The sequence below is a fragment of the Klebsiella sp. MISC125 genome (assembly GCF_051131775.1).
Taxonomy (GTDB): Bacteria; Pseudomonadota; Gammaproteobacteria; order Enterobacterales; family Enterobacteriaceae; genus Klebsiella.
In genome coordinates this window covers 247,209-260,415 of the sequence record NZ_CP180448.1, presented here as the reverse complement: position 1 = coordinate 260,415, position 13,207 = coordinate 247,209, and the positions used below count along the sequence as shown (strand labels likewise).

The following is a 13,207-nucleotide window of genomic DNA, read 5'->3' as shown; positions in this document are numbered from 1 at the left end:
TAGATCTTTTTTGCGACTATTCTTAAGAGGCTCTACAAATTTCAACCTCCGCTGTATGAAAGAGAGGAGCTCTCAATGGAATATAAAGATCCTGTATTTGAATTAATGAGCAACCTGGAACAGATTATTTTTAAAGATCAAGCACAGGCGGCAACCCTGACGCGCAAGTCCGCCGCATTCAGCGAATTTGAACAGCTACGCAAAGGTACCGGGCTCAAGATAGATGATTTCGCCAATGCCATGGGCGTCAGCGTAGCAATGGTACAAGAGTGGGAATCGAGACGCCTGAAACCCTCTTCCACCGAGATGAAATTAATGCGCCTTATTCAGGCGAACCCACAGCTTTCAAGACAGATCATCGACTAACAATTTAGGCTATACTTCGTTCAGGCTGACGGTCCTGTTAAGGACCGTTTTTAAGCCAGTGAAAAAAAAGTTTGCTATCACGGCGCGAAAATGCGTTAATGCTCGCAGGTTTGATTTAAAGACCACAGAGTATTCGAATAGAGCAGTCCTTCAAAGGTTATCGTTGATACCCCGGTAGTGAACTTTCCCTTTATCGCTTCAAATCTGTAGTCCAGACCGTAACGCCGAAAGGCTCATTTATTTTTTAAAGGTAATTCGCTATGTCCGGTAAAATGACTGGTATCGTAAAATGGTTCAACGCTGACAAAGGTTTCGGCTTCATCACTCCTGACGATGGTTCTAAAGACGTGTTCGTACACTTCTCTGCTATCCAGAACGAAGGCTACAAATCTCTGGACGAAGGTCAGAAAGTTTCCTTCACCATCGAAAGCGGCGCTAAAGGCCCGGCAGCTGGTAACGTAAACAGCCTGTAAGCTTAAAAAGCTCAAAATTTCAAGTCCCTGCCAAACGGCGGGGATTTTTTTATCTGCGATAACCTTTAAAACCCAGGGAAGAGCAGTCACAAGGACATTCCAAATCCGGCAGAGGGATTGTCGGTAATGAGTCCGGCAGATAAGTGCAACACTGGCCATCACAGCCCGAAAGGCCACAATCATCACACTCCTTTTTACGTTTCGGATCGTCTTTAGGCTTTTGTTTTTGCAAAGTTTCAGCCGCAAGCCGACAGTCACTGAAACGCTGACGAATCTCTCCCCAACCGCCAATCACACCTTTCTGTTGGATAATCTCTTTGACCGCCCCTGAGCATCCTTGCGTATGATGCAGAGCGCCATACGCACAGCGATATCCTTTACGGGGAGAGATAACACGCTGATAGAAAACGATGAATTTCAAAATCAGGTTATTCATATAGGCCTTTTATGCCGGATGCGACATGAACGGCAATAATAACCACCATTTCTATAAGACCAATATAAATGGATTCTCAAAAAATAATTTGCTCAATCGAGAACCCATCTATCACTATTCAATACGCGCCAGCAAACCAGCCGATTTCCCGCCACTCAAGAAAGTGGGTCAGATTCAGCGCTTGTAAAAAAGCTTCATCATGCGACACAACCAGTATCGCGCCGGGAAACTGTTCTAGCGCTTTTTCAATCGCCTGAGTGGACGCCAGGTCGAGATGATTCGTGGGTTCATCAAGTAACAGTAATTGCGTCGCTTCCCGCCGCCAGAGCACGCAGGCCAGCGCCGCCTTCAGCCGCTCTCCTCCGCTTAAGGCCGATAATGGTAGATGGACTTTGTCCGCCCCCAGCTGTAATTGCGCCAATTGGCTGCGTAGGGCACCTTCTTCTAATGGCGTATCGCCGAGATTCAGATGCATCATCACCGATAGCGACAAATCTAACTGACTCAGGTGCTGATCTAAATACGCTGCGTGAACTGATAAGCGACTGACTCCTGACTGAGCAGGTTCTAGCCCCAGCAGCGTTTTAAGCAGCGTCGTCTTACCGCAACCATTGGGGCCGCGCAGCGCCACCCGCATCGGCCCATCAAGCCGCCAGCTCAGCGGTAGCATATGCGCATGCGCCAACTGCAACGCTTCCAGCTCCAGCACCTGTTTTCCCGCAGCGACCTGGCTACCGGGCAAAGTAAACATCACCGGGCTGTCCTCCTCTACCCGTTCACGCGCCTGTACTACCGCATCGTTGAGCACGCTATTTTGTTCACGATGCTGGCGCTTAAGGGTGCCGGGGCGCTCTTTCGCCGCCCCTTTGTAAGCCACCCGTTCGAATGAGGCGATATTTAGCGTGTCGATAGTCCGTAACGTCTGCGCAGAACGCCGCTGGCAGGCATCATGCTCTTTTTGCATACGCGCGCGGGTACGTCTTCGCTCAGTGGCGGCATGTTCCAGCGCGGCGCGAGCCGCCTGTTGTTCCAGCTCGCGCTGCTGCTGATAATCCGCGTAGTTTCCGCCATAGCTGCGCAGAGCCGCGGGCGTCAGCTCAAGGATGCGCGGCATTCTGGCCAGCAATTCCCGGTCATGGCTGGCAATCAGCGCCCCGCCACGCCAGCGTTCAAGCTGCTGATACAGCCACTCGCGGCCCTGTCGGTCCAGATGATTGGTGGGTTCATCAAGCAGTAAATAGTCCGCGCCACTGAGAAATGCTCTGCATAACAGCGCTTTCACGCGTTCACCACCGCTCAGCGAAGAGGCCGGACGTTCGGGGGAAAATTCACCTAAACCAGCATCCATGAATCCTGCACGCAGGCGATCCGGAAGATCCCAAAAACCATCAAGATGTTCAAGGTCGTCAGCACGTCCTTCACCTCGATTCAGGCGAGCCAGAGCAGTGAAAACAGATTCAAAGCCTAATAACTCAGCCAGCGTAGTATTTGGGGTCATCGCATGCTGCTGCGCCACGTAGCTAACTGAAGCAATACGCTCGATACTTCCGCCAGACGGTGAGTCAACCCCCGCCAGCAAACGCAGAAGCCTGGTTTTTCCGACGCCATTGCGCCCAACCAGGCCACAGAGGGAGCCTTCGAGCGATAAATTCAGCGGACCAAAAAGCGTATCTCCTGTCGCAAACTGACAGGTGACCTGATGCAAAATAAAAGAAGGGGACTGGGCACAATGAGCCATAAGCACTCCTGAATGAAATTAATACCTCCCCTGCCCGCAAATAGCGCTAAGCAAGGAGCGAAATTCATCAGTCGTGTTTGTTCATTTGTTGCGTGCTCTCCAGTAAGACGAGGGATTCGTCGGGACATAGGATAGCCACATCGCGGCAGAGATTTCAAGCCTGTTTTTTCAACAGGTAGACAGACAGGTGGAAAAAGGCCTCCTGATATCAGGAGGCAAAACATTTATTTGATGAAAAATGAAAGGGTGCATTGAGAATACTTAACACCAACAGAATGGTGGGGATAACTCCCCACCAGACACTCTTACTGTTTAATTTCACAGGCTAAGAATGCCACCAGCTCAATATTTCCCTGTCTAAGCTGTAATTCACATAGTGAGTCACGTACCATCCAGGTAAATAATAAAACAGTGAAGCAAATCACTATTAAGCCAAACAACAGATACTTTTGCGGCATTCCTCGCCTCCAGTGTTGATTTTCAACAGGTAAGAGGCTACTCTTATGGTGTTGATGCATAGGGGAGCCTCACTTTGATTACTATCAGGTGGGGCTTTTCTCTGTCTGTCTCCTGCAGAATACCTGAGACAAACAGTCTCAAGCACCCGCAAGCATTCTACCTTAAATATCTAACAAGACGGCGTTGATATATTCCTAAAAAAATTCCCACTGCTGAATGAAATTAATAAAAGCATTAATTAGAGAATTATTAACGGTTCGCTTATTTATATTCCAGACATAAAAAACCTGCCCAGAGGCAGGTCTTTTATTTATTAACGATACGCTTACTGCAGCAGAGAAATATCCGCTACCTGCAGGAACAGATCGCGCAGCTTAGACAGCAGCGTCAGGCGGTTTACGCGCACGTTCTGATCTTCAGCATTAACCATCACGTTCTCGAAGAATTCATCTACCGGTTCACGCAGAGAGGCCAGCTCAATCAGAGCTTCCTGATAACGGCCCTCGGCGAAGTACGGTTGCAGTTTATCGCGCAGCACGACTAAATGGCCTGCCAGCTTAATTTCTGCCGCGTCTTTCAGCACGGAAGCATGAACGATATCGTTCAGCGTTACGTCTGATTTCGCCAGAATATTGGAGACTCGCTTGTTCGCTGCCGCCAGCGCAGCAGACTCTTCGAGGGTACGGAAGTGCGAGACCGCCTTCATACGCGCATCAAAGTCTGCCGGACGAGTCGGACGACGCGCCAGTACCGCCTGAATGATATCAACGGTATAGCCTTCGTCCTGATACCAGGCACGGAAACGACCGAGCATGAAATCGATAACTTCATCGACAACTTTCGCATTAGTCAGCTTGTCACCGTACAGACGTACCGCTTCTTCGGTCAGCGTTTGCAGATCCAGATTCAGGTTCTTCTCGACGATGATGCGCAGCACGCCCAGCGCGGCACGACGCAGCGCAAACGGGTCTTTATCGCCTTTCGGATGCTGACCGATACCAAAGATACCCGCCAGGGTGTCCATCTTATCGGCAATCGCGACCGCACAGGCAACCGGGTTGGACGGCAGGTCATCACCAGCAAAGCGCGGCTGATACTGCTCGTTCAGCGCGACAGCCACATCTTCCGCTTCGCCATCGTGACGTGCGTAGTGCATACCCATCACGCCCTGAGTGTCGGTGAACTCAAAGACCATGTTGGTCATCAGGTCGCACTTGGACAACAGGCCCGCGCGGGTGGCATGATTAACGTCAGCGCCAATCTGCTCGGCAATCCAGCCCGCCAGCGCCTGAATACGGTCAGTCTTGTCGCGCAACGTACCCAGCTGTTGCTGGAACAGCACGGTTTGCAGACGCGGCAGATGGTCTTCCAGGCGTTTTTTACGGTCGGTATTAAAGAAGAATTCGGCATCCGCCAGACGTGGGCGCACAACCTTCTCGTTGCCGGAAATAATCTGAATCGGATCTTTCGATTCGATATTAGCGACGAAGATAAAGTTCGGCAGCAGTTTGCCGTCGTTCGCGTAAACCGGGAAGTACTTCTGGTCACCTTTCATGGTGTGAACCAGCGCTTCAGACGGTACGGCGAGGAATTTCTCTTCGAATTTTGCGGTCAGAACAACCGGCCATTCAACCAGGGAAGTCACTTCTTCCAACAGGCTTTCGCTCAGATCGGCATTACCGCCAATTTTACGCGCAGCTTCTTCAGCATCGGCTTTGATTTTCGCTTTACGCTCGGCGTAATCGGCAATCACTTTGCCGCGCTGGCGCAGGATTTCAGGATACTGGTCGGCATTGTCGATGGTGAATTCAGGCTCGCCCATAAAGCGGTGACCACGAATCACACGGTCAGACTGGATACCCAGAATCGTTGCCGGAATAACTTTGTCGCCCAGCAGCAGCGTCACGGTGTGAACCGGACGCACAAAGTGCACGTCTGACGCGCCCCAGCGCATCAGCTTCGGGATTGGCAGCTTCGCCAGCGAGGTGGCAATCATATTCGGCAGCAGCGCTTCGGTGCTTTCGCCCTTCACGTGTGCGCGATACAGCAGCCATTCGCCTTTGTCGGTGGTCAAACGCTCAGCCTGATCGACGGTGATACCGCAGCCACGCGCCCAACCTTCGGCCGCTTTGCTCGCTTTGCCTTCGGCATCGAACGCCTGGGCAATCGCCGGGCCGCGTTTTTCGACTTCGCGATCGGCTTGCGCCGCCGCCAGATTTGCCACTTTCAGCGCCAGACGACGCGGAGCAGCAAACCATTCAACTTTACCGTGCTCGAGGCCAGCGTTATCCAGCTCCGCAGTCACGTTCGCAGCAAAGGATTCAGCCAGGCTGCGCAGTGCTTTTGGTGGCAACTCTTCAGTGCCGATTTCCACCAGGAAAGTTTTCTCAGACATGGCCGCCTCTTATTTATTCTTGTTGCACATCGGGAAGCCAAGGGCTTCACGGGAAGCATAGTAAGCTTCAGCCACTGCTTTGGTCAGAGTGCGGATGCGCAGAATATAGCGCTGACGCTCGGTGACGGAGATGGCTTTACGCGCGTCCAGCAGGTTAAAGCTATGGGCGGCTTTCAGAATACGCTCGTAGGCAGGCAGCGGCAGCGGGTTTTCCAGCGCCAGCAGCAGCTGAGCTTCTTTCTCATACTGCTCAAAGCAGGAGAACAAGAAGTCGACGTCTGCATATTCGAAGTTGTAAGTCGATTGCTCGACTTCGTTCTGATGGAACACGTCGCCGTAGGTGGTTTTACCCAGCGGGCCGTCGCTCCAGACCAGGTCGTAAACGCTGTCTACGCCCTGAATGTACATCGCCAGGCGCTCCAGGCCGTAGGTGATCTCACCGGTAACCGGTTTACACTCCATACCGCCGACCTGCTGGAAGTAGGTAAACTGCGTCACTTCCATGCCGTTCAGCCACACTTCCCAGCCCAGACCCCAGGCTCCCAGCGTTGGGTTTTCCCAGTTGTCTTCCACGAAGCGAATATCGTGAATAGTTGGATCCATACCCAGCTCTTTCAGAGAACCGAGGTACAGCTCCTGAATGTTATCCGGAGAAGGTTTAATCACCACCTGGAACTGATAGTAGTGCTGTAAACGGTTCGGGTTTTCACCGTAGCGGCCGTCGGTCGGACGACGAGAAGGCTGAACATAGGCGGTAGCCATCGGCTCTGGCCCCAGCGCGCGCAGGCAAGTCATGGGGTGAGAGGTGCCGGCGCCAACTTCCATGTCCAATGGTTGAACAATGGTGCAGCCCTGGCGAGCCCAGTAATCCTGTAAGGTCAGGATCAAGCCCTGGAAGGTCCTGGTATCAAACTTTTGCATATTATTTCGTGCTGGATACGTGTGGATTTAAAGGAAGGGATCAGTATACCCGCTGACTGAGAGATATACAGTATGAAACGGGGTTGTTTAAGGAAAATTGCGGAAATTAACGCCATCACGCGGCACCAGAGCCGCATTTAGCGCATGGAAAGATGCAAAAACTGCCCGTCCGGATCAAAAGAACAGATAAAGCGCTCATTCTGCGAGGTCATACCCGAAAGCTCATAGCTTCCCTGGAACTGTTCAACATGGCTAACATCGACCTGCCGAATACCTGTACTGTAACGTATTGCCGCATTATCCTTGCACAATTGCTCCATATTGAGAGTCGTTTGCGGCGTTATCTGCGCTCTTTGCGCTTTTTGCTCTGGCTGAGATGGCGTCTGGCTACAGCCCGCCAGCAGAATTAACAGCAGTCCAGAAAATACATATTTCATCACCACTTTTCTCGACCACCTTGTGAGTAAATTGTTATTGTGCAGATTGCGTAAATTGACCCAACCATTGTGCAAATCGGTCCATGTCACGACAAGTCTATGGCGATAAACTCAGATTATTCCACTGAGATACCATCGAATAATCGAAGTCAGACCCTTTTTGAGAGGACGCAATTGAGGCCCTGATGCAGGAAAAAATTAACTGGATTACCAATTTGCGCGGTATTGCTTGCCTGATGGTGGTGATGATTCATAGCACCACCTGGTACATCACTCACCCGCATACTATCAGCCTGCTGGATTGGGACATTGCTAATTTCCTTAACTCCGCATCCCGCGTCAGCGTACCGCTATTTTTCATGATTTCAGGCTATTTATTTTTCGGTGAGCGTAGCGCTCAGCCCCGGCATTTTCTGCGCATTGGCCTATGCATCCTCTTTTACAGCGCGCTGTCTCTGCTCTATATCGCCCTGTTCACCCATATCAACGTCGAACTGTCGCTAAAGAATGTGCTGCAAAAGCCAGTCTTCTATCACCTGTGGTTTTTCTTCGCGATCACCGTGATTTATCTGCTCTCGCCGTTAATCCAGGTTAAACAGGTCAGCGGTAAGATGCTGCTGGCGCTCATGCTGGTTATTGGCATCATGGCAAATCCTAATATGGTGGCGGTGAAAGCAGGTGGAATCGAATGGCTGCCAGTTAATCTCTATATCAGTGGCGATGCCTTTTATTATGTGCTGTACGGCATTCTGGGCCGGGCAATTGGGATGATGGACACCGATAGAAAATGGCTGACGCCACTGTGCGCAACGCTCTTTCTGGCAACAGTATGGGTGATATCACGTGGCACGCTGTATGAGTTGCGCTGGCGCGGCGACTTTGGCGATACCTGGTATTTATACTGCGGACCCGCAGTTTTTATCTGCGCGATTACCCTACTGACGCTGGCAAAAAATACGCTCAATACGCGCCAGATACCGCTTATTGCGCCAATCGCCCGCCATTCCTTAGGGATTTACGGCTTTCACGCACTGATCATCCACGCGCTTCGCGCCAGTGGGCTTGAACTGACGCGCTGGCCGTTGCTGGATATCGTGTGGATTTTTAGCGCCGCGCTGCTGGGAAGCTTGCTGCTCTCAACCCTGGTTCAACGGTTCGATAGCCGTCGCCTGGTGAGCTAGGGTTATTCTGCGGAGTCTTGCTGCGCCACGCGTTTCGATACTGTTTTACGGGGCAATGTTGATGCGCCGTATAAACACACAAACCACGCCACCACGTAGATGATCTTCTCATCCCAACCGGCGGGCACAAACATGGCGCCGACCATTAATAAACCAACTGATAGCAGGAGTACCAGGCGACATAACGAAGCAAAGCCATCATCTTTTTTACGTTCTTCTTGCATCGTACGCTGATGGGCTAACATCGCGAATAGCCCCATCACCAGAACGCCGAGAAAATAACCTTTACCGCTAAATAACGGGCAGGTACGCCAGATACCCACCAGATAAATCAGCGCCCCGATGGCCATCAATAGCCTTGGAATAATATTATTTTTCATAGGGCCTCCCTGGCAAAAAAACAGCCCTCATTATGTACTGATGAAACGTGATTATCGGTACTTTTCGCATCCGAAATGACAAATTCGGAATATATAAATACACACAGCGAATGAATAAATCAGGACATATTCAAAGAATGGATTCGCCCCATCAACTGGGGCGAATTTATCAGGACATCAACGGTAAAAGCTGCTGATAAATCTGCCGGAAGGTTTCCCGACGAGGGGCATAACGGGCAAAACGTGCGACATCCGGACGATGAGCCTGTTCCAACGGGAGTTGCGGGAGCAGATCAGAGAATGCGACATTTTTATGTAGTGCTAACTGCGCCAGTCTCGCCGCGCCAAGCGCCGGACCGACATCGCCGCCGGTGCGAAAATCAAGCTGTTGACCGCTAATATCCGCGAGCATTTGCCGCCAGTACGCGCTGCGCGCACCGCCGCCAATCAGCGTTACGCTCTCTGGCTTAACGCCGCAGGCGTGAACAACATCCATCCCATCAGCCAGGGCATAGCCAACGCCCTCCAATACCGCTCGCGCCAGTTCCGCTGGGCCATGCTGATGGGTCAGGCCGAAAAAGACGCCTTTCGCCTGCGGATTGTTATGCGGCGTACGTTCTCCAGATAAGTAGGGCAAGAACCAGACCGGATCGGCATCGTCGTTAGCCGATTCCGCCGCTGCAATCAGCGCTGGAACCGTACCGAGACCGGTTAATTTCGCCGCCCAATCGAGGCAAGATGCCGCACTCAGCATCACCGACATCAGATGCCAGCGTCCGGGCAGCGCGTGACAGAAACTGTGAACGGCGCTTTCCGGTTTGCTAAGAAAACCGTCGCTGACGGCAAAGTAGACGCCCGATGTTCCCAGCGACAGCATCGCCTGACCGGCATCCGCCATGCCCACGCCAACCGCACCCGCCGCGTTATCGCCGCCACCTGCCACCACCAGCGCTTCCGGCATATTCCACGACTGCGCGATGGAAGAACGAAGCGAGCCCGTCACCTCACAACCTTCAAACAGCGCGGGCATGTTATCGCGGCTCAGCCCGCAAGCCGCGAGCATTTCATCGCTCCAGTCGCGTCGCGCCACGTCCATCCACATCGTACCGGCAGCATCAGACATATCGCTGGCAAACTCGCCGGTCATACGTAAACGTAAATAATCTTTTGGCAGTAAAACTTTATCAACCTGGCGGAAGACTTCAGGTTCGTGGCGCTGAACCCACAGCAGCTTCGGCGCGGTAAATCCAGGCATCATCAGATTGCCGGTTATCTCCCGCGAACGGCTGACTTTCTCTTCCAGCAGCGCGCACTCTTCGCCACAGCGGCCGTCATTCCATAAAATCGCCGGGCGCAGAACGCGCTGTTGTTTATCCAGCAGCGTTGCGCCGTGCATCTGCCCGGCAATGCCTAAGGCTTTGACCTCGCGCAGAGAGTGTTGCGCGCCCAACGCTTTCATTGCGCAGTCCGTTGCCTGCCACCAGTGTTCAGGATCTTGTTCGGACCATAGAGGGTGCGGACGCGATACGTCGAGCTTTTCGGTATGTGAAGCCACGACCTCGCCCTGCTCGTTGAGCAAAATGGCCTTAACACCCGAGGTACCCAGATCAATCCCGATATACATACAGTCTCTCCTTACTGGCGCGAATAAGCATCTGCTATAGCCAATGCCCGGGCTAGCCGGGCATCATCATTAATTATCAAACAGATAGCGATTAACAACGTTTTCCAGCAGCTCCTGATGGCCGCTTTGATGCTGCGGAGCCAGGTTATGTTGAGTCGCATACTGAGCGATTTCAGTCAGATTCATCTGCCCTTTAAGGATTTGCTGGCCCAGCTCACCGTTCCAACCGGCATAACGTTTGGCAACGCGTTTATCCAGGTCACCGCCTTCAATCATACGTGCTGCCACTTTTAAGGCCAGCGCCATAGTGTCCATCGCGCCAATGTGGCCGTAGAACAGGTCGTATTTATCGGTGCTCTGACGACGCACTTTAGCATCAAAGTTCAGACCGCCGGTGGTGAAGCCGCCCGCTTTAAGGATTTCGTACATCACCAGCGCGTTTTCTTCAACGCTATTCGGGAACTGGTCGGTATCCCAACCCAGTTGCGGATCACCACGGTTAGCATCAACGGAGCCAAACAGGCCAAGAGCGATGGCGGTAGCAATTTCGTGATGGAAAGTGTGACCTGCCAGCGTCGCGTGGTTCGCTTCGATATTCAGTTTGATCTCTTTTTCCAGACCGAACTGCTTGAGGAAACCGTACACGGTAGAAGCGTCATAATCGTACTGATGCTTTGTCGGCTCCTGCGGTTTTGGCTCGATCAGCAGCGTGCCCTGGAAGCCAATTTTGTGTTTGTGCTCAACGACCAGCTGCATAAAGCGACCAATCTGCTCGCGTTCCTGGCGCAGATCGGTATTCAGTAAGGTTTCATAACCTTCACGACCGCCCCACAGAACGTAGTTTTCGCCGCCCAGTTTATGGGTCGCATCCATCGCAGTAACCACCTGAGTCGCCGCCCAGCTGAATACTTCCGGATCCGGATTCGTTGCCGCACCTGCGCCGTAACGTGGGTTAGTAAAGCAGTTCGCCGTGCCCCACAGCAGCTTGACGCCGCTCTGCTGCTGTTTTTCTGCCAGCACATCAACCATCTGCGCAAAGTTATTGGCATATTCTTTCAGGGACGCGCCTTCCGGAGAGACGTCGATATCGTGGAAGCAGTAATAAGGCACGTTCAGCTTGTGGAAAAACTCAAAAGCGACATCGGCTTTACGCTTCGCCATTTCCAGCGCTTCGCCCGGCTGCTGCCAGGGACGATTAAAGGAACCCACACCGAACATGTCAGCACCATTCCAGCAGAAGGTGTGCCAGTAGCAGGCCGCAAAGCGCAGGTGGTCTTCCATGCGTTTGCCCAGCACCAGCTCATCCGGATTGTAATGACGGAAAGCCAATGGGTTAGCGGATTTCGGGCCTTCATAACGAACGCGATCAAGTTGATCGAAATAGGTCTGCATAATGAACTCCATATTCAGGGGTGCGGCGAGTAATAAGTCATAATCCAATATAGAATTCTCCTTTTACTTTCCTCAATTACGTTATTTCACACCGCAATTGAGAGAATTCACAAACGTGCGCCAGGTCGCAAAAATAATACGTAAAACGCCTAATTTCGCTGCTTACATGATGAGAGATCAATGAAATACGATGATAATTGATTATTAAAGTACGATCACGGTCATAAATTCACAAATAAACAAAATTTCATAACCGTAAAATAAGCATAGATAATTGCCATCGCCCGTTTCCGAGTTAAAAATCTTCTCTGTATCAGGCCGTTTATTTTCATCACCCTTCTTATCCTGCACTTTACAAAAAAGGTGTTATTATTATGAAGATAAAGAACCTTTGCCTTACGCTCTGTGCCGCGCTGGTCCTCACTAGCTTTTCGGGTATCGCTAAAGAAGTTAAAATTGGCATGGCTATTGATGACCTCCGTCTTGAGCGCTGGCAAAAAGATCGTGATATTTTTGTCAATAAAGCTGAATCATTAGGTGCGAAAGTATTTGTACAATCAGCAAATGGCAACGAAGAAACCCAAATGTCGCAAATCGAAAACATGATAAATCGCGGCGTCGACGTTCTGGTTATTATTCCGTACAACGGCCAGGTGCTCAGCAATGTGATTAAAGAAGCAAAGCAAGAGGGTATTAAAGTTCTTGCTTATGACCGACTGATCAATAATGCCGATATTGATTTTTATATTTCCTTTAATAATGAAAAAGTGGGTGAAATGCAGGCCCAAAGCCTGGTCGATAAAGTCCCTCAGGGAAACTATTTTCTGATGGGCGGCTCCCCTGTCGATAATAACGCCAAGCTGTTCCGCGCTGGACAGATGAAAGTCCTCAAGCCCTATATTGATGATGGCAAAATTAAAATCGTTGGCGATCAGTGGGTCGACGGCTGGCTACCAGAAAATGCGCTGAAAATTATGGAGAACGCCCTGACCGCCAACAATAACAAAATTGATGCGGTCGTCGCCTCTAACGACGCTACCGCCGGCGGTGCTATTCAGGCCTTAAGCGCCCAGGGTCTTGCGGGTAAAGTGGCAATTTCCGGCCAGGACGCCGATCTCGCGGGCGTAAAACGCATTATCGCAGGCACCCAGACGATGACCGTCTACAAACCGATCACCACCCTTGCCACCACTGCGGCGGAGATCGCCGTCGAACTGGGCAACGATAAACAACCCCAGGCAGACGCCACGCTCAACAACGGGCTGAAAGATGTACCGTCGCGGCTGCTGACACCAATCGAAGTCAATAAAGACAATATTGATCAGACGGTGATTAAAGACGGCTTTCACAAAAAGAGCGAACTGTAATTGCTGACGCCCCTTTCCGGGGCGTTATCCTCGTCCAG

General features: G+C 51.5%; 13 protein-coding genes. 4 read left to right on the top strand and 9 right to left on the bottom strand.

The window, feature by feature from the left end; translation table 11 throughout:
- Positions 1-75: 75 nt before the first annotated feature.
- Both ACMYSL_RS01225 and cspE read left to right on the top strand, forming a co-directional pair.
- Positions 76-366: an HTH-type transcriptional regulator gene (locus tag ACMYSL_RS01225; protein WP_182235267.1), complete on the top strand. Its 291-nt coding sequence runs from the start codon at positions 76-78 to the stop codon at positions 364-366.
- Positions 367-626: 260 nt separating this feature from the next.
- Positions 627-839, top strand: coding sequence for a transcription antiterminator/RNA stability regulator CspE (gene cspE / locus ACMYSL_RS01220; RefSeq protein ID WP_110276250.1), 213 nt, complete (start codon positions 627-629; stop codon positions 837-839).
- Positions 840-888: 49 nt separating this feature from the next.
- Here cspE and yidD read toward each other — a convergent pair whose 3' ends face one another.
- From yidD to ACMYSL_RS01190, 6 genes are all read right to left on the bottom strand, one after another.
- Positions 889-1,275, bottom strand: a complete 387-nt coding sequence (gene yidD, locus ACMYSL_RS01215) for a membrane protein insertion efficiency factor YidD (RefSeq protein ID WP_434661163.1) — start codon at positions 1,273-1,275, stop codon at positions 889-891.
- A 118-nt stretch (positions 1,276-1,393) separates the two neighbouring features.
- Complete coding sequence (locus ACMYSL_RS01210; RefSeq protein WP_434661162.1) at positions 1,394-3,013, bottom strand: ABC-F family ATP-binding cassette domain-containing protein; 1,620 nt, start codon at positions 3,011-3,013, stop codon at positions 1,394-1,396.
- Positions 3,014-3,318: 305 nt separating this feature from the next.
- Positions 3,319-3,471, bottom strand: a complete 153-nt coding sequence (gene hokA / locus ACMYSL_RS01205) for a type I toxin-antitoxin system toxin HokA (RefSeq protein WP_110276253.1) — start codon at positions 3,469-3,471, stop codon at positions 3,319-3,321.
- A 326-nt stretch (positions 3,472-3,797) separates the two neighbouring features.
- A complete protein-coding gene (gene glyS, locus ACMYSL_RS01200) occupies positions 3,798-5,867 on the bottom strand; it encodes a glycine--tRNA ligase subunit beta (protein ID WP_304254103.1) in 2,070 nt (689 codons plus the stop codon).
- 9 nt (positions 5,868-5,876) lie between these two features.
- On the bottom strand, positions 5,877-6,788 hold the full coding sequence (gene glyQ / locus ACMYSL_RS01195; RefSeq protein WP_110276255.1) for a glycine--tRNA ligase subunit alpha: 912 nt from the start codon (positions 6,786-6,788) through the stop codon (positions 5,877-5,879).
- A gap of 137 nt (positions 6,789-6,925) precedes the next feature.
- The gene (locus tag ACMYSL_RS01190; protein ID WP_434661161.1) at positions 6,926-7,225 is read right to left on the bottom strand and encodes a YsaB family lipoprotein; all 300 of its coding nucleotides are present in this window, start codon (positions 7,223-7,225) and stop codon (positions 6,926-6,928) included.
- A 185-nt stretch (positions 7,226-7,410) separates the two neighbouring features.
- Here ACMYSL_RS01190 and ACMYSL_RS01185 point away from each other — a divergent pair, with 185 nt between their 5' ends.
- Positions 7,411-8,406, top strand: a complete 996-nt coding sequence (locus ACMYSL_RS01185) for an acyltransferase (RefSeq protein WP_434661160.1) — start codon at positions 7,411-7,413, stop codon at positions 8,404-8,406.
- 2 nt (positions 8,407-8,408) lie between these two features.
- On the opposite strand, the gene yiaB is transcribed toward ACMYSL_RS01185, so the two are convergent.
- The 3 genes from yiaB to xylA form a co-directional block, all read right to left on the bottom strand.
- Complete coding sequence (gene yiaB, locus ACMYSL_RS01180; RefSeq protein ID WP_434661159.1) at positions 8,409-8,786, bottom strand: inner membrane protein YiaB; 378 nt, start codon at positions 8,784-8,786, stop codon at positions 8,409-8,411.
- Positions 8,787-8,955: 169 nt separating this feature from the next.
- Positions 8,956-10,410, bottom strand: coding sequence for a xylulokinase (gene xylB, locus ACMYSL_RS01175; RefSeq protein WP_434661158.1), 1,455 nt, complete (start codon positions 10,408-10,410; stop codon positions 8,956-8,958).
- Positions 10,411-10,479: 69 nt separating this feature from the next.
- Positions 10,480-11,802 carry a xylose isomerase gene (xylA, locus tag ACMYSL_RS01170; RefSeq protein ID WP_110276288.1) on the bottom strand — a complete coding sequence of 441 codons (1,323 nt, stop codon included), beginning with the start codon at positions 11,800-11,802 and terminating at the stop codon, positions 10,480-10,482.
- A gap of 374 nt (positions 11,803-12,176) precedes the next feature.
- Here xylA and xylF point away from each other — a divergent pair, with 374 nt between their 5' ends.
- On the top strand, positions 12,177-13,169 hold the full coding sequence (xylF, locus tag ACMYSL_RS01165) for a D-xylose ABC transporter substrate-binding protein (RefSeq protein ID WP_220471421.1): 993 nt from the start codon (positions 12,177-12,179) through the stop codon (positions 13,167-13,169).
- Positions 13,170-13,207 lie beyond the last annotated feature (38 nt).